The sequence below is a fragment of the Stenotrophomonas sp. GZD-301 genome (assembly GCF_049310345.1).
Classification (GTDB): Bacteria; Pseudomonadota; Gammaproteobacteria; order Xanthomonadales; family Xanthomonadaceae; genus Stenotrophomonas.
Window position 1 is genome coordinate 1 of the sequence record NZ_JBMOWY010000047.1, and the last position, 21,756, is coordinate 21,756.

The 21,756-nt window shown below is 68.9% G+C and carries 17 protein-coding genes and 1 rRNA gene; 10 read left to right on the plus strand and 8 right to left on the minus strand.

Going from position 1 to position 21,756, the window contains the following annotated elements; genetic code table 11:
• Positions 1-398 (minus strand): 16S ribosomal RNA (locus ACO6VK_RS12980); the annotation flags it as partial.
• 574 nt (positions 399-972) lie between these two features.
• Positions 973-2,184, minus strand: a complete 1,212-nt coding sequence (tyrS, locus tag ACO6VK_RS12985; protein ID WP_422507731.1) for a tyrosine--tRNA ligase — start codon at positions 2,182-2,184, stop codon at positions 973-975.
• 168 nt (positions 2,185-2,352) lie between these two features.
• On the opposite strand from tyrS, the gene ACO6VK_RS12990 reads away from it, so the two are divergent.
• Positions 2,353-3,816, plus strand: coding sequence for a peptidoglycan DD-metalloendopeptidase family protein (locus ACO6VK_RS12990; protein WP_422507733.1), 1,464 nt, complete (start codon positions 2,353-2,355; stop codon positions 3,814-3,816).
• Between the two features lie 96 nt (positions 3,817-3,912).
• Positions 3,913-5,037 carry an anhydro-N-acetylmuramic acid kinase gene (locus tag ACO6VK_RS12995; protein ID WP_422507735.1) on the plus strand — a complete coding sequence of 375 codons (1,125 nt, stop codon included), beginning with the start codon at positions 3,913-3,915 and terminating at the stop codon, positions 5,035-5,037.
• Between the two features lie 128 nt (positions 5,038-5,165).
• On the opposite strand, the gene ACO6VK_RS13000 is transcribed toward ACO6VK_RS12995, so the two are convergent.
• The 3 genes from ACO6VK_RS13000 to ACO6VK_RS13010 form a co-directional block, all read right to left on the minus strand.
• Positions 5,166-5,390, minus strand: coding sequence for a hypothetical protein (locus ACO6VK_RS13000; protein ID WP_422507737.1), 225 nt, complete (start codon positions 5,388-5,390; stop codon positions 5,166-5,168).
• Positions 5,391-5,493: 103 nt separating this feature from the next.
• Entirely contained in the window at positions 5,494-7,026 is a 1,533-nt protein-coding gene (locus ACO6VK_RS13005) for an AmpG family muropeptide MFS transporter (protein WP_422507739.1), read from the minus strand.
• A complete protein-coding gene (locus ACO6VK_RS13010; RefSeq protein ID WP_422507741.1) occupies positions 7,023-7,823 on the minus strand; it encodes an exodeoxyribonuclease III in 801 nt (266 codons plus the stop codon). The genes ACO6VK_RS13005 and ACO6VK_RS13010 overlap by 4 nt, the downstream gene beginning before the upstream one ends.
• Positions 7,824-7,985: 162 nt before the next feature.
• Here ACO6VK_RS13010 and pyrE point away from each other — a divergent pair, with 162 nt between their 5' ends.
• From pyrE to ACO6VK_RS13050, 8 genes are all read left to right on the plus strand, one after another.
• Positions 7,986-8,645, plus strand: a complete 660-nt coding sequence (pyrE, locus tag ACO6VK_RS13015) for an orotate phosphoribosyltransferase (protein ID WP_422507743.1) — start codon at positions 7,986-7,988, stop codon at positions 8,643-8,645.
• A gap of 19 nt (positions 8,646-8,664) precedes the next feature.
• The gene (locus tag ACO6VK_RS13020) at positions 8,665-9,333 is read left to right on the plus strand and encodes a hypothetical protein (protein WP_422507745.1); all 669 of its coding nucleotides are present in this window, start codon (positions 8,665-8,667) and stop codon (positions 9,331-9,333) included.
• 326 nt (positions 9,334-9,659) lie between these two features.
• Entirely contained in the window at positions 9,660-9,752 is a 93-nt protein-coding gene (locus tag ACO6VK_RS13025) for a potassium-transporting ATPase subunit F (protein WP_017355708.1), read from the plus strand.
• Positions 9,753-9,764: 12 nt separating this feature from the next.
• Positions 9,765-11,483 carry a potassium-transporting ATPase subunit KdpA gene (kdpA, locus tag ACO6VK_RS13030; protein ID WP_422507747.1) on the plus strand — a complete coding sequence of 573 codons (1,719 nt, stop codon included), beginning with the start codon at positions 9,765-9,767 and terminating at the stop codon, positions 11,481-11,483.
• Positions 11,484-11,494: 11 nt separating this feature from the next.
• Positions 11,495-13,546: a potassium-transporting ATPase subunit KdpB gene (gene kdpB, locus ACO6VK_RS13035; RefSeq protein WP_422507749.1), complete on the plus strand. Its 2,052-nt coding sequence runs from the start codon at positions 11,495-11,497 to the stop codon at positions 13,544-13,546.
• Positions 13,543-14,193, plus strand: coding sequence for a potassium-transporting ATPase subunit KdpC (gene kdpC, locus ACO6VK_RS13040; RefSeq protein WP_422507751.1), 651 nt, complete (start codon positions 13,543-13,545; stop codon positions 14,191-14,193). The genes kdpB and kdpC overlap by 4 nt, the downstream gene beginning before the upstream one ends.
• A 37-nt stretch (positions 14,194-14,230) precedes the next feature.
• Positions 14,231-16,891, plus strand: a complete 2,661-nt coding sequence (locus ACO6VK_RS13045) for an ATP-binding protein (protein WP_422507753.1) — start codon at positions 14,231-14,233, stop codon at positions 16,889-16,891.
• A complete protein-coding gene (locus ACO6VK_RS13050; protein ID WP_422507755.1) occupies positions 16,872-17,591 on the plus strand; it encodes a response regulator transcription factor in 720 nt (239 codons plus the stop codon). The genes ACO6VK_RS13045 and ACO6VK_RS13050 overlap by 20 nt, the downstream gene beginning before the upstream one ends.
• Positions 17,592-17,649: 58 nt before the next feature.
• Here ACO6VK_RS13050 and ACO6VK_RS13055 read toward each other — a convergent pair whose 3' ends face one another.
• Genes ACO6VK_RS13055 through coaBC form a run of 3 tightly spaced genes read right to left on the minus strand, consistent with a single transcriptional unit; the run spans position 17,650 to position 21,734 of the window.
• On the minus strand, positions 17,650-19,992 hold the full coding sequence (locus ACO6VK_RS13055; protein ID WP_422507757.1) for a phosphomannomutase/phosphoglucomutase: 2,343 nt from the start codon (positions 19,990-19,992) through the stop codon (positions 17,650-17,652).
• Between the two features lie 15 nt (positions 19,993-20,007).
• Complete coding sequence (gene dut, locus ACO6VK_RS13060; RefSeq protein ID WP_422507759.1) at positions 20,008-20,481, minus strand: dUTP diphosphatase; 474 nt, start codon at positions 20,479-20,481, stop codon at positions 20,008-20,010.
• Positions 20,478-21,734, minus strand: a complete 1,257-nt coding sequence (coaBC, locus tag ACO6VK_RS13065; RefSeq protein WP_422507761.1) for a bifunctional phosphopantothenoylcysteine decarboxylase/phosphopantothenate--cysteine ligase CoaBC — start codon at positions 21,732-21,734, stop codon at positions 20,478-20,480. Before coaBC ends, dut begins: the two co-directional genes overlap by 4 nt.
• Positions 21,735-21,756: the final 22 nt, after the last annotated feature.

The window sequence follows — 21,756 nt, forward strand, 5'->3', positions numbered from 1 at the left end:
GGCTGGATCAGGCTTGCGCCCATTGTCCAATATTCCCCACTGCTGCCTCCCGTAGGAGTCTGGACCGTGTCTCAGTTCCAGTGTGGCTGATCATCCTCTCAGACCAGCTACGGATCGTCGCCTTGGTGGGCCTTTACCCCGCCAACTAGCTAATCCGACATCGGCTCATCTATCCGCGCAAGGCCCGAAGGTCCCCTGCTTTCACCCGAAGGTCGTATGCGGTATTAGCGTAAGTTTCCCTACGTTATCCCCCACGAAAAGGTAGATTCCGATGTATTCCTCACCCGTCCGCCACTCGCCACCCATAAGAGCAAGCTCTTACTGTGCTGCCGTTCGACTTGCATGTGTTAGGCCTACCGCCAGCGTTCACTCTGAGCCAGGATCAAACTCTTCACTTAAAAACGCATAGTCCGAGGACTAAAAATTTAAAGCTGCAGATGCTTGACCGCTGGCAACGTTTCGCTTGCTTTAAAACAATTGATATGTTGCTTGATCAAACGTCTGCAAGATGGACAATCATCCTTCCTGCAGGCGCCTTCACAAGATACCTGCGCATACTGTCAAAGAACTTTGGAGTCGGCCTCAGCGCCTCCCTCCGTGTGCAGCGACGTTTCCGTCGTTGCGAGCCGCCCATTATAGCGGGCTTTTCTGCTTCGTCAACACCTTTTTTCAAGGTCGTTTCACCGAAGTGAAACGTTGTTGCCGATGCCGCTTCGTCGTTTGCCCCGAGAGGCTTTCGTCGTTGCGAGCCGCCTATTATGTCAGGCTTTTCGTTTCCGTCAACACCTTCTTTCGAAGTGGTTGGCGTCCTGTTCCTTCGCGGTTGCCGCCTTGCGGTGGCCCCTGCGTCGGGGGAGGGAAAGTATGTCCCTATCGGGGGCGTTTGTGAAGGGGGAACATCACTTTTTTTGACGCCTTCGTCCTCCCATTCAGGTCCGGCCGCGTCTCCGCGGCCGGAAACCCTTGTGGCGCTTAGGCCACGACCAGCAGCACGCGCGCGAAGGTGCGCTTGCCGACCTGCAGCAGGCCTTCAAAACCGGGCTCGAACACCTTCTGGGCGTCGTCCACGACCTCGCCATCCACCTTCACCGCCCGCTCCTTGAGCTTGCGGGACGCCTCGGAGTTGCTCGGGGTGAGACCGGCGGCGGTCAACAGCGCACCGATCCGCAGGCCCTCGGCCGGAATCGCCACTTCCTGCAGCGGCAGCAGGGTCACATCGCCCTGCCCGGTCACGGCGGCATTCCAGCCGGCGATGGCCTGTTCGGCAGCGGCGGCGTCATGGAAGCGGGTGGTCAGCTCGCGCGCGAGGCGCAGCTTCACCTCGCGCGGGTTCAGCCCGCCCGCCTCGACCTGCGAACGCAGGGCCTTGGCCTCGGCTTCGCTGATATCAAAGGAGAGCAGCTCGATCCAGCGCCACATCAGGTCGTCGCCGATCTTCATGGTCTTGGTGACGATGTCGATGGCCGGCTCGCTGATACCAATATAGTTGTTGAGCGACTTGGACATCTTGGCCACGCCATCCAGGCCTTCCAGCAGCGGCATGGTCAGCACGATCTGCGGCTTCTGCCCGTAGTGCTCCTGCAGGCCACGGCCCATCAGCAGGTTGAACTTCTGGTCGGTACCGCCCAGCTCGACGTCGGCCTCCAGAGCCACCGAGTCGTAGCCCTGCACCAGCGGGTACAGGAACTCGTGCAGGGCGATCGACTGCTGGGCGGCGTAGCGCTTGGCGAAGTCATCGCGCTCGAGCATGCGCGCCACGGTGTGCTGGCCGGCCAGGCGGATCATGTCCGCGGCGCCCATCTTGCCGAACCACTCCGAGTTGAAGCGGACTTCGGTCTTGTCGCGGTCCAGCACCTTGAAGACCTGGTCCTCATAGGTACGCGCGTTGGCCAGCACGTCGTCCTTGCTCAGCGGCTTGCGGGTGACGTTCTTGCCGGAGGGGTCGCCGATCATGCCGGTGAAGTCGCCGATCAGGAAGATGACCTGGTGGCCAAGGTCCTGGAACTGGCGCAGCTTGTTCAACAGCACGGTGTGGCCCAGGTGCAGATCCGGGGCGGTGGGGTCGAAGCCGGCCTTGACCCGCAGGGGACGGCCGCTTTCCAGACGCTGACGCAGCTCCTCGGACTTGAGGATCTCATCGGCGCCACGACCGATCAGGGCAATGGCTTCTTCAATCGAGGACACGTGACAACTCCCGGCAATGCCTTATTTACATGAATGACGTTAATTACAAGTTAACCGCAAGCGCTTCACAAAAGCCAATAGGCACAAGGGTTTGACGCACTATTTATACCTGTCTATGTTACCGACGTTTGGGCCCGCGCTCCCGGGCCAGCCAGGAACAGACCGACGATGCTGAACTCCGATCAAGGCCGCGCGCGCAAGCAGCGCTTCAAGGAACGCCTTCACGTCCTTCACGACACCGCCCTCCATCGGAAGCTCAAGCAGCATCTGCCCGCGGCCTTCAACCAGCGCTGGACCCGCCGTCACTGGATGCATGCCAGCCTGTTCGCCACCATCGGCGCGCTGGTGGCCACGATCGTCCCCGGCTTCTCGCACACCATCGAGTCCCCCTATTCCGACGGCCATGCCACGCTGGCCCTGCCGTTGCCGCCGCTGGCGCAGGAACGCCGGCTGCAGACCCCGGGTGACAGCTGGCAGGTGCTGCGCGTGCAGCGCGGCCAGACCCTGAGCAACCTGTTCGACGAGGCCGGCATCCCGGCCACGGTGATGCACCAGGTGCTGGAGCACCCCGGCGCACGCCAGGCCCTGACCAAGCTGCGTCCGGGTGCGGAGATCGCCTTCGACCTGCCGCTGTCCGGCGACCTGCGCACGATCCGCTTCGACCGCGATGCCGACAACCGGGTCGAACTGTCGCTGAAAGACAACCAGATCACCGAAAAGGTGATCAAGCGCGAGTCGTCGACCCGCCGCATCGTCGCCAGCGGCGAGATCACCAGTTCGCTGTACGCCGCGGCCCGCAAGGCCGGCCTGTCGCCGTCGGCGATCGCCACGATGACCGACGAGATCTTCAAGTACGACATCGACTTCTCCAAGGACCTGCAGCCCGGCGACCGCTTCAGCGTGGTGCTGGATGAGACCTGGCGCGAAGGCGAGAAGGTGGACACCAGCAAGATCCTGGCCGCGACCTTCACCTCGGGTGGCAAGACCTACAGCGGCTTCCGCTTCGACCGCAACGGCAAGTCCGAGTACTTCGATGCCAGCGGCCGGCCGCTGAAGAAGAGCTTCATCCGCATGCCGATCCCGTTCGCCCGGCTGAGCTCCAGCTTCGGCGCGCGCAAGCACCCGGTGCTGGGCAAGATGCGCATGCACAAGGGCGTGGACTACGCCGCGCGCACCGGCACGCCGATCATGGCCGCCGGCGATGCACGCGTGCAGTTCGCCGGCACCCAGCGCGGCTACGGCAACGTGGTGATCCTGGACCACGGCCGCGGCCACACCACGCTGTACGGGCACATGTCGCGCTTCGGTGCGATCAAGACCGGCCAGCGCGTGGCGCAGGGCACGGTGATCGGCTATGTCGGCTCGACCGGCCTGGCCACCGGCCCGCACCTCCACTACGAATTCCGCGTCAACGGCGTGCACCGCAATCCGCTGTCGGTGACGATGCCGCCGCCGGAGCCGCTGCAGGGCAGCGAGCTGGCCGCGTTCCGCGCGCAGACCGCGCCGGCGCTGGCCCGCATCCAGGGCATGGAGAAGCTGATCTACGCCGACGCTTCGCCGGCACCGGAGGCGGGCAAGGCCGCGACGGCCACCGCCAGCGCCGCCAAGCCGGCCAAGCCCAGCCGCGGTTGACCGTCGCGCCGCCGGTCCGATGCGCGCGGCCACCCGCGCATTGACGACGGCCGCTGCTTGCGCGGAAGCTGGCTGCACTCCGTACAAGCGCCTGCCATGACTGCTGTCGATCCGCACACTCCGCTTTACCTGGGCCTGATGTCCGGCACCAGCGCCGATGGCATCGATGCCGCGCTGGTGCAGTTTCCCGCCGAGGGCGGCTGCCGCTTCGTGCACGGGCATACCCATCCCTGGGACCCGGCGCTGCGTGCCGAGCTGATCGCGCTGGGCGAAGGCGGAGACATCGCCTCGCTGGACGCGCTGGGGCGGATCGACGCCGAGGTCGGCATCCAGTTCGCCGCCGCCGCCGATGCACTGCTGCGCGCCAGCGGCGTGCAGCGCGCGCAGGTCCGCGCGATCGGCTCGCACGGCCAGACGGTGCGCCACCGCCCGCTGGGCGATCCGGCCTTTACCTGGCAGCTCGGCGATGCCAACCGCATCGCCGAACTGACCGGGATCACCACGGTGGCCGATTTCCGTCGCCGCGACGTGGCCGCCGGCGGGCATGGCGCGCCGCTGATGCCGGCGTTCCACCTGGCGATGCTGGGCAGCGCCGGCGAGGACCGGGCGATCCTCAATCTGGGTGGCATCGCCAACCTGACCCTGATTCCCCGTGAGGGCATTCCGCGCGGCTTCGATACCGGGCCGGCCAACGCGCTGATGGATGCCTGGTGCCTGCGCCACCGCGGCGCACCGTTCGATGCCGAGGGCGCGTTCGCGGCCAGCGGCCGGGTGGATGACGCACTGCTGGCCGCCTGGCGGGCCGACCCGTGGTTTGCGCTGCCGCCGCCGAAGAGCACCGGGCGCGAGCAGTTCCATCTGGCCTGGGCCGAGGCGGCGATGGGGACCCTCGACCGGTCGCCGGCCGATGTGCAGGCCACGCTGCTGGAGCTGACCGCCGCCACCGTGGCCGATGCGCTGCTGGCCCACCTGCCGGGTGCCGCGCGGGTGCTGGTGTGCGGCGGCGGGGTACGCAATCCGGCGCTGCTGCAGCGGCTGGGGGCGCGCCTGCCGGGCGTGGTCATCGAATCCAGCGCGATGCATGGGCTGGACCCGGATTATCTGGAGGCGATGGGGTTCGCATGGCTGGCGCAGCGGACGCTGGACGGCCTGCCGGGCAACCTGCCGAGCGTCAGCGGCGCGCGCGGGCCGCGGATTCTGGGCGCGATCCATCTGGCGTAGTGGCGGGTTCTGATGGGCAGGTTGGTGTTGCGCGAAGAGCAGCCGGGCAGAGCCCGGCTCTACGGGGGCGTGCGGAGGGATAGCCGGGGGATGGCATCGCGCTGACCGCAGCCGGGCAGAGCCCGGCTCTACGGGGGGGCGTCGGGGAGGGCCTGCAGGGCTGCTATGGCGTCGGCCAGGGCGTTGACTTCGGGGTCGTGGAAGCCGCTGCGGACTTCCAGTTCGCTGGCGAACAGGCCCTGTTCGAGCAGCACCATGCAGGTGTGTTCACGGGTCCAGCCACGGGCGACGGCGACGCGCCGGATACGCTCGTTCAACAGCGGGTCCAGATCCCGCAGCAGCAGATCGACCATTGTTCTCCCCGTTGGCAAGCACCGCCCCCACGGCACAACAGTACCCATCATCCAACAGCACATCGCGGGTGGCAAACCGGAGCGGCCGGCCACCCGCTGGCGGTCAGCCCGTGGTCGGGGCCTGGGTGGTGGCATCCACTTCGCGGCGCAGCCACCAGGCCATCAGCAGGCCGGGAATGCCGACCAGCACCGAGACCAGGAAGAAGGTCTGCCAGCCGTAGGCGTCGGCCAGCACGCCAGCGAACGGTCCCACGAACACCCGGCCCAGCGTGGCGAACGCCGACAACAGCGCGTAGTGCGTGGCCGAGAAGCGCGTGCCACACAAGCCGCTGAGCAGGGCCACGAAGGCTGCCGTGCCCATGCCGCCGGCGAAGTTGTCCAGGCTGAGGGCAAACAGCAGCAGGCTGTCCATCAGCGTGGGGTGCTCAAGGTGCACGATCAGCAGGTTGAAGGCCGGCACGGTGACCGAGCCCCACGCCCCGGCACCTTCGCGGGCCAGCGCGTAGAAGCCCAGGTTGGACACCAGCTGCAGTACGCCAAAGCCCAACAGGGCCTGTGACAAGCGCAGGCGCAACAGGAAGAAGCCACCGACGATGGCGCCCACGATGGTCATCAACAGACCGATGGTCTTGTTGGCCAGGCCCACTTCGGCCTGGCTGAAGCCCATGCCCTTTAGCAGGAACGGCGTGGACAGGCTGAGCGCGAACGCGTCGCCGATCTTGTACAGCACCACCAGCGCCAGGAACGCGCCGGCCCCGCGCATGCCGAAGTAGCTGCGCAGCGAGGCGTTGAGGGTCTGGAAGGGAATCCAGCGGGTCACGCCGAGGCCGACGATCATGGCGCCGGCGATCTGGCTGACCACGAAGGTGAGCCGGGTCCAGCGGTCGCTGCTGTCCGGGTCCAGGCCGACCAGCACCAGCAGGTAGTGCACCACCCAGGCGCCGACCGCGACACCGGCCACCAGTGCCACGAACCCGCGCAGCTCGCCACCGGCGCGCGACACCGGCGCGGTGAAGCGCGCCGGCAGGCGCGGCATCAACAGCAGCGCCAGCACCCCTACCCCGACCGCCAGCCCCGCCATCACCCGGTACACCTGCGGCCAGCTCTGCCACTGCTCGGCCCAGATCAGGGTGATGCCGCCGGACAGGACCATCGCCAGGCGGTAACCCAACACCGTGAACGAGCCGCCCAGACCGCGTTCGGCCGGTTCCAGCAGGTCGGTGCGGTAGGCATCGATGACCACGTCCAGCGTGGCCGACAGGCAGGCAACCAGCACCGCGACCCCGGCGAACAGGGGCAGGTTGCGCGAGGGCGACAGGCTGCTCATCAAGACAAGGGCGGCGGCCAGCGCGAACAGCAGCAGGACGATCCAGCCGCGGCGACGGCCCAGCAGCGGGATGTCGAAGCGGTCGATCAGCGGCGCCCACAGGAACTTGAAGGTGTACGGAATGCCGATCAGCGACAGGAAACCGAGCGTGACCAGGTCCAGCCCGTCCACCGTCAGCCAGGCCTGCATGGCCCCGCCGGTCAGCGCCAGCGGCAGGCCGGAGGCAAAGCCCAGCAGCAGGATCACGAACAAACGTCGCGCCCGCTCTAGGGGGGTATGCGGCACCGACACCGCCGCCGCTTCACTCATGGGGCGTAGTCCACCGTGAACGGGGCATGGTCGGAGAAGCGCTCATCGCGGTAGATCGAGCAGCCGCGCAGGCGCTCGCGCAGGCCGGGGCTGACGAACTGGTAGTCGATGCGCCAGCCCACGTTGTTGGCGCGGGCCGCACCGCGGTTGCTCCACCAGGTGTAGTCCTCGCCGTCGGGGTGCAGCAGGCGGTAGGCATCGGTCCAGCCCTGGCCGGCGGCGATGTCCAGCGCCTGCCCGGCGTCCGCGCACTGGCCGTTGAGCCAGTCGCGCTCGGGCGGCAGGCAGCCGGAGTTCTTCTGGTTGGACTTCCAGTTCTTGATGTCCAGCGCCGAGCGCACGATGTTCCAGTCGCCGCACAGCACGTAGTCGCGGCCGCTGGCCAGCCATTCGGCCAGGATCGGGCGCAGCCACTCCATCACCTCGTACTTGAAGCCCTGGCGCAGGTCGCCCGAGCTGCCGGAGGGGATATAGAAGGAGACCACGCTGAGGTTGCCGTAGCGGGCCTCGATGTAGCGACCTTCATCGTCAAACGGCGCCCAGCCCAGCGAAGTGATCACCTGGTCGGGCTCGCGCTTGCTGTAGATGGCCACGCCGCTGTAGCCCTTCTTGGTGATGGCGTCGCGGTAGAAGCAGTGGTGGCCGTCCGGGCGGAACATCGGGTCGGTCAGCTGGTCTTCCTGGGCCTTGGTCTCCTGGATGCACAGCACGTCGGCGTCCTGGGCGCGGAACCAGTCGAGGAAGCCCTTGGTGGCGGCGGAACGGATGCCGTTGGCGTTGAAGCTGATGATGCGCATGCTGACCCGGGTCTGGAGCGGTAACCGGCAAAGCATACCGGGTTGGCCCCCGGCCCGGCTGGCCGGATCCGGCCGTTGCAGGCCCCGCGACCGTCTGCCGCGAGCCTGAATTGCCGCCCATGCATTAGGATTTGCGCTCCAAATGAATTGAATAGAGTCTAGATGAGCGACCATCGCCACCGTTTTCTGCAACTGGCCCTGACCGCCGATGCCCTGCGCTTCGGCCAGTTCACCCTGAAGTCCGGCCGCCTGAGCCCCTACTTCTTCAACGCCGGCCGTTTCGATTCCGGCGCCCGCATGGCCCAGCTGGCGGCCTGCTATGCCGACGCGGTGGAAGCCACCGGGCTGAAGTTCGACGTGGTCTTCGGGCCGGCCTACAAGGGCATCCCGCTGGCCACCGCGACCGCCTGCGAGTTCGCCCAGCGCGGGCGCGACCTGCCGCTGAGCTTCAACCGCAAGGAAGCCAAGGCCCACGGCGAGGGCGGCAACCTGATCGGCGCGGACATGAATGGCAAGCGCGTGCTGATCGTCGATGACGTGATCACTGCCGGTACCGCGATCCGCGAGGCACTGGGCATCATCAAGGGCGCCGGCGGCACCCCGGCCGGGATCGTGGTGGCGCTGGACCGCCAGGAGATCGCGTCGGAAACCGACCTGCGCTCGGCCGCCCAGGCCGTGGCCGAGGAAGCCGGCATTCCGGTGGTGGCCGTGGCCACGCTGGCCGACCTGCTTGATTTTGCCTCCGGAAATCCGGAACTTGTCGGCTACAGGCAGCCGCTGGAGGACTATCGTTCCCGCTACGGCAGCCGTCCTACGCGCTGACAGCAGGGGGCTGTCCACCATGTCCAGGGTTTCCGCCATTGTCGTGATCGGCCTGCTGCTGGCATTGCCAGCACCGTGGGCGCAGGCACAGAAGGCGCACAGCGATGTGCCGGTCAAGCCGAAGAAGCTCTATTGCTGGAACCAGGGCAACGAACGGATCTGCAGCGATGCGCTGCCCCAGGACGCGGTGAACGCCGCGCGCGAGGAGTTCAGCGTCAACAGCGGCCTGCGTCGCGGTGAGGTGCAGCGCGCGATGACCGACGAGGAACGCGCCGGCGCTGCGGTGGAAGCCGCCCAGCGGCAGCTGGACCTGGCCGCCGAGCAGACCCGCCAGCGCACCGAGCAGGCGATGCTGGCCACGTATGAGAACGAGGCGGACCTGCGCCGGGTGTTCGTCGAACGGACCGGCATCCTGGACAACAACATCCAGACCGCCCACTACAACGTGGCCAGCCTGCGCGACGCGCTGGTCACGCTGTTGTCGATGGCAGGCAACCGTGAGCTGGCTGGCTCAGCGGTGGCCGACAAGCAGGCCGCGGAAATCCGCCAGCGCCACACCGAACTGCTGGCGCAGAAGCGCATGCAGGCCTCGTTCGAGCAGCAGCGCACCGCGCTGGATGCGGAGATCGAGGAAACGCTGCAGCGCTATCGCCTGCTGAAGGGTGTGGCAAGCGATCCACGCGGGTAAGGCGGCCGGGCAGCGCCCGGCACCACGACGGAACCCAACGGGCGGATGCATGGGCATCCGCTTTTTTTTGGCGAGGCGGCGGCCGCAGGGTCGGAACGCACCTTTTTATGCACTCTTTACGCGCCGCCGGCCTGGCAGGCGTGGAGCGTTTACGCCCTGGAGGACCACCATGCACGCCTGACGTGGAGTGGTTCCACCTGGACGTCCCATGAGCCTGTATTCGACCGTGTTCCCTGCCGCGAGCGCCGACCGGCGCCGATCGCGCGCGCGTGCTGCCGGTGCGCCCCGCACCGCGCCCTTCCTTTCCCACCGCTGAGGCCACGACCATGCCTGCCTGGCTTTCCCTGGTGTGCGGCGTGCTGGTGCTCGTCGCCGCCGCCTACCTGCTGTATGTCGTGCTTCGGCCCGAAGCGTTCTGACCGGAGCCGACCATGACCGAGATCCTGTTGATCCTGCTGGCCAGCATCGTGCTGGCCTTCCCGCTCGGGCTGTACCTGGCCCGGGTGATGCGTGGCGCGCCGATGCGTGGCGACGCCGTATTCGGGTGGGTGGAGAAACCGCTGTACCGGCTGCTCGGGGTGAACCCCGCACGCGGCATGTCCTGGCGCGGCTACGTGGGCGCGTTCCTGCTGAGCAACGTGGTCATCGCCGCGCTGGTGCAGGCCGTGTTCATGACCCAGGCCTGGCTGCCGTTCAATCCCGACCAGATCCCCAACATGCGCTGGGACACCGCGCTGCACACGATGGTGTCGTTCCTGACCAACACCAACCAGCAGCACTATTCGGGCCAGGCGCAGCTGTCCTACTTCGCCCAGATGACCGCGATCACCGGCCTGCAGGTGGTGACACCGATGATGGGCCTGGCGCTGGTCGTGGCGACCCTGCGGGCGCTGTTCGGCGCGCGGCCGGATGAGCCCGCGCCTGGCCAGACCCACCTGCTGCCGGCCGACCGCCGCATCGACGTGGGCAACTACTACGCCGACGTGGTGCGCGCCTGCGTGCGCTTCATGCTGCCGCTGTGCCTGCTGTGGGCGGTACTGCTGACCAGCCAGGGCGTGCCGTCCACGCTGGCCGGTGGCCCGACCGCCACGCCGATCGACGCCGCTGCAGGCATGGAGACGCAGAAGCTGCCGCTCGGCCCGGTCGCGGCGATGGTCGCGGCCAAGCAGCTGGGCACCAACGGCGGCGGCTGGTACGGCCCCAACAGCAGCATGCCGCTGGAGAACCCGACCCCGCTGTCCAACGCGCTGGAGCTGATCGGCATCCTGCTGATCCCGATCGCGGTGGTGTTCATGCTCGGCGCGTTCACCGGCCGCAAGCGCCTGGCCGGGCTGGTGTTCGGCTGCATGCTGGCGATGTCGAGCATTTCCGTGGCCGCGACGGTCTGGCTGGAAGGTCACTCGGCCACAGCCGCCAGTCCGCTGCTGATGGAAGGCAAGGAGGTGCGCTTCGGCGCCGACGGCACCGGCCTGTGGGCCGCGATCACCACCCAGGTATCCAACGGCTCGGTCAACGGCATGCACGATTCGCTCAGCCCGCTGGCCGGTGCGGTGCCGATGATCAACATGCTGGTCAATGCGATCTGGGGCGGCATCGGCTGCGGCCTGCAGCAGTTCATCGTCTACCTGCTGCTGGGCGTGTTCCTGGCCGGCCTGATGACCGGCCGTACGCCGGAACTGCTGGGCCGCAAGCTGGAAACCCCGCAGATCCGCCTGCTGGCGCTGCTGGTGCTGCTGCAGCCGATCACCATCCTGGGGTTCACCGCCGTGACCCTGGCGATCCCCGCGATCACCGGCACCTCCAACCCGGGCTTCCACGGCGTCAGCCAGGTGTTCTACGAGTACGTGTCGGCCTTCGCCAACAACGGCTCGGGCTTTGAAGGGCTGGGCGATGCGACGGTGTGGTGGAACCTGAGCTGCACCGTGGTGCTGCTGCTGGGCCGCTACCCGGTGCTGGTGATTCCGCTGATCGTGGCCGCGCAGCTGGCCGCCAAGCGCCGTGCCCCCGAATCGGCCGGCACGCTGCAGATCGAAACCCCGACGTTCGCGCTGACCCTGATCGCGCTGATCGCCATCCTGACCGTACTGCAGTTCATGCCGGCGCTGGTCCTTGGCCCGGTGGCCGACCACCTGTCGCTGACGCTGCACTGAGACACGACCCCATGAGCACCTATCCGTTGAATGCTTCCACCCACCGCCACCCGCGCCTGCTCGACGGCGCCGGTTGGCGGCGCGCCCTGCGCGATGCGGTCATCAAGCTCTCGCCCCAGCACCTGCTGCACAGCCCGGTGATGGCCGTGGTGATGGCCGGCACCGTGGTCAGCCTGCTGGTGACCCTGACCGGCAACGCGCCGCTGGGCTTCGGCCTGGCGGTCACCGGCATCCTGTTGTTGACCGTGCTGTTCGGCAACTTCGCCGAGGCCGTCGCCGAAGCGCGCGGCCGTGGCCAGGCCGCATCGCTGCGCCGTGCCCGCCAGGACCTGACCGCACGGCGTCTGGCCGCCGCGCATCCCGGTGCGGCCGAGACCCATGTGCCGGCCGCCGAGCTGCGCCCCGGCGACCATGTGATCGTCAGTGCCGGTGAACTGGTGCCGGCCGATGGCGAGATCGTGCAGGGCCTGGCCACCATCAACGAGGCCGCCGTGACCGGCGAATCGGCACCGGTGCTGCGCGAGGCCGGCACCGACCGCAGCGGTGTCATCGGCGGCACCAAGGTGCTGTCCGACCAGATCGTGGTGCGCATTACCGCCGAGCCGGGGCACAGCTTCCTGGACCGCATGATCGCGCTGGTCGAAGGCGCCAATCGCCAGAAAACCCCGAACGAGATCGCGCTGACCCTGCTGCTGGCGGCAATGACGCTGACCTTCCTGGTGGTGGTGGCGACCCTGCCGGCGATCGGTGCGTTCGTCGGCGTGACGGTGGACCCGCTGCTGCTGATCGCGCTGCTGGTGTGCCTGATCCCGACCACCATCGGCGGGCTGCTGCCGGCCATCGGCATCGCCGGCATGAACCGTGCGCTGGCGGCCAACGTGCTGGCCAAGTCCGGCAAGGCGGTGGAAGTGGCCGGCGACGTGGATGTGCTGCTGCTGGACAAGACCGGCACCATCACCCACGGCGACCGCCAGGCCACCCACTTCCATGCGCTGGCCGGGATCGATGCGACCCAGCTGCGCGAGGCCGCGCTGCTGTCCTCGCTGGCCGACCCGACCCCCGAAGGCAAATCGGTCGTGCGCCTGGCGCGCGAACAGGGCTGCACCACCGCCGAGCCGGCGCAGGCGCAGTACCTGGCCTTCACCGCGCAGACGCGCATGTCCGGCGTGGACCTGGAGGGCGGCCGACGCATCCGCAAGGGCGCCGCCGATGCGATCACCGCCTACGTGCGCGAGCTCGGCGGCACCGTGCCGGCCGAACTGCCCGGGCGCGTGGAGCAGGTGGCGCGCAACGGCGCCACCCCGCTGGTGGTGTGCGAAGGGCGGCACGTGCTGGGCGTGATCGAGCTGTCGGACGTGGTCAAGCACGGCATGCGCGAGAAGTTCGCCCAGCTGCGTGCGATGGGCATCCGCACGGTGATGATCACCGGCGACAATCCGCTCACCGCCGCGGCCATCGCGGCCGAGGCCGGGGTCGACGACTACATCGCCGAGGCCCGCCCCGAGGACAAGCTGGCGCGCATCCGTGCCGAGCAGGCCGGCGGACGGCTGGTGGCGATGGTGGGCGACGGCACCAACGACGCCCCCGCGCTGGCCCAGGCCGACATCGGCCTGGCGATGAACTCGGGCACGCAGGCCGCCAAGGAGGCCGGCAACATGGTCGACCTGGATTCGGACCCGGCCAAGCTGCTGGCGGTAGTGGAAGTGGGCAAGCAGCAGCTGATCACACGCGGCGCGCTGACCACCTTCTCGCTGGCCAACGATGTGTCCAAGTACTTCGCGATCCTGCCGGCGCTGTTCGCCGCAACGCTGCCGGCGATGGCCACGTTGAACGTGATGCACCTGTCCAGCCCGCGCAACGCGGTACTGGCGGCGCTGATCTTCAACGCGCTGGTGATCCCCGCGCTGATTCCGCTTGCCCTGCGCGGCGTGCGCTTCCGCCCGGCCACGGCGACCACGCTGCTGCGCCGGAACATGCTGGTATATGGGCTGGGCGGCGTGCTGCTGCCGTTCGCGGCCATCAAGTTGATCGACCTCCTCCTCGTCTCGGTATTCGGCGCATGAACCGCTCGCTTGCTTCCTCCCTTCCCCACGCGTCGCCGTCACGTGCGACCGCCGCCTCCACCCTGCAGCAGGACAGCGCATGGCGTCCGGCGATCGTGCTGGGCCTGAGCAGCCTGCTGCTGCTCGGCCTGGCCTACGCCGTGGCCGCCACCGGCGCCAGCCGGCTGCTGTTCCCGGCGCAGGCCGATGGCAGCCTGCTGCTGCGCGATGGCCAGGTGCGCGGCTCGCAGCTGATCGCGCAGCCGTTCGTGGGCGACGGTTATTTCCAGCCGCGCCCCTCTGCGGCCAATTACGACCCGATGGCTGCGGCCGGCAGCAACCTGGCGCGCAGCAACCCGGCCCTGCAGGAACGCGTGCGCGAGGCGACCCAGGCGGTCGCCCTGCGCGAGGGCGTCGCCGTGGCACAGGTGCCCGGCGACCTGGTGACCCAGTCGGGCGCGGGCATGGACCCGGAGCTGTCGCCGGCGGCCGCCGCCGTGCAGGTGGCACGCGTGGCGCGCAGCCGTGGCCTGCCCCTCGACCAGGTGCAGGCGCTGGTGCAGGCCCACACCCAGGGCCCGCAATGGGGCGTGTTCGGGCAGCCGCGGGTGAACGTGATGACCTTGAACGTCGCGCTGGATGCACAGCCGCTCCACGGCATGCCTTGATGCGCTGCGTACCGTTGCGGGCGCACAATCGCCACCCATGAGCGACTCCCGTACCCGCCAGGCCGATGCCCTGGTCGAAGGCCTGCAACGTGAAGCCGGCGGCAAACTCACCGTGTTCCTCGGTGCCGCGCCCGGCGTGGGCAAGACATACAGCATGCTCAGCCGCGCGCACGAACAGCTGCGCCGCGGCGTGGACGTGGTGATCGGGCTGGTGGAAACCCACGGCCGCGCCGAGACCTCGGCGCTGCTGGACGGGCTGCCGCAGGTGCCGCTGATGCAGTGCGAATACCAGCACTTCGAACTGCTGGAAATGGACCTGGACGCGATCCTCGCGCGCCGCCCGGCGCTGGTGCTGGTGGACGAGCTGGCCCACCGCAACGTGCCGGGCAGCCGCCACGAACGGCGCTGGCAGGACGTGATGGAGCTGCTGGAAGCGGGCATCGACGTCTGGACCACGGTCAACATCCAGCACCTGGAAAGCCTCAACGACGTGGTCATGCGGATCACCGGCGTGCGGGTCTTCGAGACCGTGCCCGATGCGGTGCTGGACCGCCTGCACGACATCGTGCTGGTGGACCTGCCGCCGCGCGAGCTGATCGAGCGCCTGCAGCAGGGCAAGGTGTACGTGCCCGAACAGGCGGCGCAGGCGCTGCAGGCGTTCTTCTCGCCGGCCAACCTGACCGCGCTGCGCGAACTGGCGATGCAGGAGGCGGCCGACCGGGTCGACAGCAGCCTGCGCGAAACCCGCGCCGCGCGCGGCGAAGGCAACCTGCCGCTGCGCCGCCGCGTGCTGGTGGCGATTGATGGCGGTGGCCAGAGCGAGTACCTGGTGCGGGTCGGGCGGCGCATCGCCGAGCGCCGTGATGCACCGTGGACGGTGGTGACCGTGCAGGGCCGCCGCCAGGATGAGGACACGCGGCGCGAGATCGATGCCGCGTTCGCGCTCGCGCGCCGGCTGGGAGGCGAGGCCGAGCTGCTGCACGGCAACAGCATCGCCGATGCCCTGCTCGACCATGCCGCGCACAACAGCGTGTCCACGCTTGTGCTGGGCCGCACCCGCGAACGGCCGGTGGCGCGGATGCTCAACCGCACCCTTACCCAGCAGCTGATCCAGCGCGGCGCGCACTACGAGATCACCATCATCGGCACCCCGCAGGCGCGTGCCCGCGCGCGCCGCTCGGGGCTGGCGATCGCCAACCGCAGCGCCGGCCAGGACATGCTGCTGGCGGTGGGCGCCACCGCGCTGGCCTGCCTGGTGGCGCTGTTCGCCGAGCGCTGGGTGGGCCTGTACGACCTGTCGATGGTGTTCATCGTGGCGGTGGTGATGGTGGCCGCGCGCAGCCGCACCAGTGCGGCGGTGATCGCCGCAGCGCTGTGTTTCCTGGCCTACAACTTCTTCTTCATCGCCCCGCGCTTCACCTTCGCCATCAGCGCGCGCCAGGGCGTGATCACGGTGTTCCTGTTCCTTGCCGCCGCGCTGGTCGCCGGCCGCCTGGCCTCGCGCCTGCGCATGCAGGTGGTGGCGCTGCGCGCGGCCAACCGGCATGCCCATGCGCGGCAGGCGCTGGGCCGCGAGCTGACCCGCGCACCGAGCAACGAGCAGGTTGCCCAGGCCGGCCGGGAAGCGCTGGAGCAGGCGCTGGATGCCCCGGCCTGGCTGCGCATCGGCCAGGACACCAGCACCAGCGGCAGCGCGGCCCCCGGCGAAACCGACCTGGCCGCCGCGGACTGGGCCTTCCGCCACGGACAGCCCAGCGGCCGCTTCACCGATACCCTGGCTGGCGCGGAATGGTGGTTCCTGCCGCTGCTGGATGGCGAGGATCGCGCGATCGGCGTGGCCGGCATGCGCTTTCCGCGCACCACTGCCCGGCTGGCGCCAGAGCAGCGCCAGCTGGCGGCGGCGATGGTGGACGACATCGCCCAGGCCGCGCTGCGCACGCAGCTGGTGGCCGACCTGGAAATGGCGCATGTCAGCAACGAGACCGAGCGTCTGCGCTCGGCCCTGCTGTCGTCGGTCTCGCATGACCTGCGCTCGCCGCTGGCGGCGATGATCGGCTCGGCCGACAGCCTCTCCAGCTATGCCGACGCTATGGATGCCACCGACCGCCGCGCCCTGCTGGACACCATCCTGATCGAAGGCGAGCGGCTGGACCGGTATATCCAGAACCTGCTGGACATGACCCGGCTCGGCCACGATGGCCTGAAGATCAACCGCGACTGGATCGGCGTGGACGAACTGGTCGGCTCGGCGGCGCGCCGCCTGCAGCGCTACCAGCCCGACGTACAGCTGAAACTGGACATTCCCGCCACGCTTGCACCGATCTGGGTGCACCCGGCGCTGGTCGAGCAGGCGGTGTTCAACGTGATGGAGAACGCGGCCAAGTTCTCCCCGCCCGGTGCGGCGGTGGAGGTGCAGGCACGGCTGGTGGAGGGCGAGCTGCGCATCGACGTGCTCGACGCCGGCCCGGGAATTCCCGACCAGGAACGCGCGCGCATCTTCGACATGTTCTACAGCGTGGAACGCGGCGACCGCGGGCGCCACGGCACCGGGCTGGGCCTGACCATCTGCCAGGGCATGATCGGCGCGCATGGCGGCAGCGTGCAGGCACTGCCGGGGCGCGATGGACGCGGTACTCTCATCCGCATCACGCTGCCGCTGCTGCAACCTCACCCTGCCGATGACAACGACGACTCCTGACCCCTCTTCCGGCGTGCCTCCCGCACGCGTGCTGGTGATCGACGACGAAGCGCAGATCCGCCGCTTCCTCGACATCAGCCTGCGCGCGCAGGGGTACGCGGTGCAGCAGGCGGCGAGCGGCCAGGAGGGGCTGGCATTGCTGGCCACCGACGGCAGCGATCTGGTGATCCTGGACATCGGCCTGCCGGACATGGAGGGCCACCAGGTGCTGGCCGAACTGCGCCAGTGGAGCCAGGTACCGGTGATCATGCTGACCGTGCGCGCCGGTGAGGCGGAGAAGGTGCGGGCGCTGGACAACGGCGCCAACGACTACGTGACCAAGCCGTTCGGCACCCAGGAACTGATGGCCCGCGTGCGGGCGCTGCTGCGCGCGCGCACGGTGACCGGCGACGGCGCCCTGCCGCATTTCGACGACGGGCATCTGCACATCGACCTGGCCCGCCGCGAGGTGCACCTGGACGGCGCGCCGGTGGCGCTGACGCGCAAGGAATACGCGCTGCTGTCGCTGCTGCTGCGCAACGCCGGACGCGTGGTGACCCAGCCGCAGATCCTGGCGGAGATCTGGGGGCCCACCCACCAGCACGACACCCACTACCTGCGCATCCTGGTCGGCAAGCTGCGCCACAAGCTGGGCGATTCCGCGCTGGACTCGCGCTATCTGTTCACCGAACCGGGCGTGGGCCTGCGGTTCAAAGGGTGATGGCCGACCACCGGTCGGGCGTCACCCGGTAGGTACCGACCGTTGGTCGGTACACCCGTCAGAAACCCAACTCCACACCGGGCAGCAGCGGCTGCAGCTGCGCACGGAACAGCGCCTTGATCCGCTCCAGCGCCGCCTCGTCGTCGGCCTCGAAACGCAGCACCAGCACCGGCGTGGTGTTGGACGCGCGCACCAGGCCCCAGCCGTCCGGGAAGTCCGCGCGCAGGCCATCGATGGTGGACAGGCGCGCACCGATGAACGGTGACTCCTCCCCCTGCGCGGCCGATACGAACAGCGACACCAGCGCATGCGGCGTGCCCGATTCGACCGGCACCTTCAACTCCGGCGTGGACACGCTGTCGGGCAGTTCCTCGAATACCTCCGACGGCGACTCATCGCGCTGGGCCAGGATTTCCAGCAGGCGCGCGGCGGCGTACAGGCCGTCATCGAAGCCGAACCAGCGTTCCTTGAAGAAGAAGTGGCCGCTCATCTCGCCGGCCAGCTCGGCATCGGTCTCGCGCATCTTGGCCTTCATCAGCGAATGGCCGGTCTTCCACATCAGCGGGCTGCCGCCGTTGCGCAGCACGTAGTCGGACAGCTTGCCGCTGCACTTCACGTCGTAGATCACCAGCGCGCCCGGGTTGCGCATCAGCACATCGGCGGCGAACAGCATCAGCAGACGATCCGCGTAGATGATCTTTCCTTCGCGGGTGACCACGCCCAGACGGTCGCCATCGCCATCGAAGGCCAGGCCGATGTCCGCGTCGAACCGCTTCACGGTCTGGATCAGGTCGTCCAGATTGTGCGGATCGCTCGGATCGGGGTGATGGTTCGGGAAAGTGCCATCCACATCGCAGTACAGGGGAATGACGTCGGCACCGATCGCCTCCAGCAGCGGCTGGGCCAGCTCGCCGGCCACGCCGTTGCCGGCATCGGCCACGACTTTGAGCGGGCGGTCCAGCTGCACATCGTCGGCGATGCGCTGGATGTAGTCGGCATTGACCTCGCGGGTCTGGAAACTGCCCGGCTCGGCGGCCACGTGCAGCTGGCCGTCGCGGATGCGCTGGTACAGCTCGGTGATCGCATCGCCGGACAGCGTCTCGCCGCCCACCACGATCTTGAACCCGTTGTAGTCCGGCGGGTTGTGGCTGCCGGTAACCGCCACGCAGCTGCCGGCACGCAGGTGGTAGCTGGCGAAGTACACCACCGGCGTGGGCGCCAGGCCGATGTCGATGACATCGCAACCGGCGCGGCGCAGGCCTTCGATCAGCCCGGCGGTCAGGTCCGGTCCGGACAGACGGCCATCGCGGCCGACCACGATCTCGCGCAGGCCTTGCACCTGCAGCACCGAGCCGATCGCCTGGCCGATCAGCGCCGCGACCTTCGGGGTCAGGTCGCGGCCGACCACGCCACGGATGTCATAAGCGCGGAAGATCTCGGCGGCGATGTCCTCGGCCGGTACCTGCGGCACCGGCGGCGGCGTTGCTTCGGTGCCCGCAACGGGCACGAGCGGCGCCTGTTCCAGGCTCTCGCGCAGCGTGGGGCCATCGCCCTGCTCGTCGGCGCCGGCAGCGCGGCGGCGCGGCAGCTGCACCTTGCCCTTGCCGAGCAGCAGCAGGCCGGCCATCGCCAGCAACAGCAGTGCCACCACCGCGCTCGGGATCGGGCCGAGGCCCATCGGGCCCGGCTCCACATCCGGCACGGCGGCGGCCAGGCGGAACCCGCTGGCGCCGATCGGCCGGGCCAACGCTTCGGCACCGCCGGCCATCTCGCCGGCGCCCTGCTCGACCACGTTGAAGGTGCCCTGGCGCAGCGCCAGGTAGCCGGCCGACGGCACCTGCACGGCATCGAAGGCGCTGGTCAGGCGCAGCAACGGCTGGCGCACGTACACCACCGCCGGCCCCTGCGGGCCCAGCGTAACGGTGCTGGCCAGGCCCAGCCGCTGGCCGCCGGCATCGCGCACCACGCGCAGCACGGGCTTGCCACTGTCGTCGGCCAGAGCGGCCTCAAGCAGGGCCAGGCGCGAGTAGCCAAAGGCCTTCGGATCGGCATAGGCCGCATCCAGGCCGGCGCCGAGCACCTGCACCTCTTCCACGCCCGGCCAGCCTTCGCGGATGGCCACGGCGCTGGCGTCGGCATCGCCGCTGGCCAGGGCCGCCACCACGCGCTCGCTCTTGAGCACCTTCTGCAGCTGCGCCCCCTGCGAGGTCAGTGCCGCCTGCAGGCCCTGCACCACGGCGTCGCGCGATGCCTCCAGCGTCTGGCCCACCGAGGCCTGCCGCCACTGCCGCACACCGCTGTAGCCGAACCAGATCGCCAGCAGCACCAGCGCACCGGCCAGCAGCGGCGCCGAGCGTCCGATCGCCAACGGTGACTGTCCTTCCGCCTTCGCCTTGCTCATGGATGCTTTCCCCTGTCAGCGCACCCCGGTATGGCCGAATCCACCCGTTCCCCTGGCGCTGTCGGTGAAAGTATCCACTACCTGCAGGCCCACGCGTGCAATCGGCAGCACCACCAGCTGCGCGATGCGATCGCCCGGCTGCAGGGTGAAGGGCTCGCGCCCGCGGTTCCAGGCGCTGATCAGCAGCGGGCCCTGGTAGTCGGCGTCGATCAGCCCGGTGCCGTTGCCCAGCACGATGCCGTGGCGGTGGCCCAGCCCGGAGCGCGGCAGCACCACGGCCGCCAGGTTCGGGTCGGCGATGTGGATGGCGATGCCACTGGGAATCAGCGCCGTGTCGCCCGGCTGCAGGGTCAGCTCGGTTTCCAGCGCCGCGCGCAGATCCAGCCCGGCGCTGTGTTCGGTGGCGTAGGCCGGCAGCGGCCAGGTATCGCCGAAGCGCGGGTCGAGCAGCTTCACCTGCAGCGGCTGCAGGGTGGAATCGATGGTCATGCGTGCAACCTCTGGGCAATCAGGGACAACAGTTGTTCGGCCAGCCGGGCCTTGGAGGTACCGGGGAACGCCTGCTCCCCGCCCTGCCAGTACGCAGTGGCGGCGTTTTCATCGCTTTCGAAGCCGCCGTTGCTGATGCCCACCTGGTTGGCGATCACCAGGTCCAGGCGCTTGTCCACCAGCTTGCCGCGCGCGTACTTCTCCACATCGTGGGTTTCGGCGGCAAAGCCGACCACCAGCTTGAGCGAGTTGGTCTGCGCGGCCACTTCGGCCAGGATGTCCGGCGTGCGCACCAGCTCCAGCGTCAACGTCTGGGTGCCGGCGGTCTTCTTCAGTTTCTGCGGCGCCACCTGGCGCGGCGTGTAATCGGACACCGCCGCCGCACCGATATAGATGTCGGCCGGCAGCGCACCCAGCACGGCGGCGCGCATCTGCGCGGCCGAACGTACGTCCACGCGCTGCACGCCCGGTGGCGTGGCCAGGTGCACCGGGCCGCTGACCAGCACCACCTGCGCGCCGAGGCGCGCGGCGGCGGCGGCAAGCGCATAGCCCATCTTGCCGCTGCTGCGGTTGCCCACGTAGCGCACCGGGTCCAGGTCTTCATAGGTGGGGCCGGCGCTGATCAGCACACGCAGGCCCTTCAATTCGGCGGTTTCCGCGTCGGCGGCGGCAGGTGCCTGCACCTGCGCCAACGCGGCCACGATGGCGTGCGCTTCGCTCAGCCGGCCCGGGCCGGATTCGCCTTCGGCCAGCGGGCCGTCTTCCGGGCCGATCACCTGGGCGCCGCGCTCGCGCAGCAGGCCGATGTTGGCCTGGGTGGCCGGGTGCTGCCACATGCGGTGGTTCATCGCCGGGCACACCGTCAGCGGCGCGGTGGTGGCCAGGCACAGCGTGGTGACCAGATCGTCGGCATGGCCGTGCGCCAGCCGTGCCAGCAGGTCGGCGGTGGCCGGGGCGACCACGATGCGATCGGCCCAGCGGGCCAGCTCGATGTGGCCCATCGCCTGTTCGGCCGCGCTGTCCCACAGCGTGGTGCGGGTGGGCTGGCCGGACAGCGCCTGGAAGCTCAGCGGCGTCACGAACTGCTGGGCACCGGCGGTCATCGCGACCTGCACCAGGGCACCGGCATCGCGCAGGCGTCTCACCAGCTCAAGCGACTTGTAGGCAGCGATGCCGCCACCCACGCACAACAACAGCTTCTGGCCTTGCAGCGGGCGCGCGGACGCCGAAGAAGCCTGGGGGGAGTCAGCCACCTGCGAATTTCCTGTCGAACCG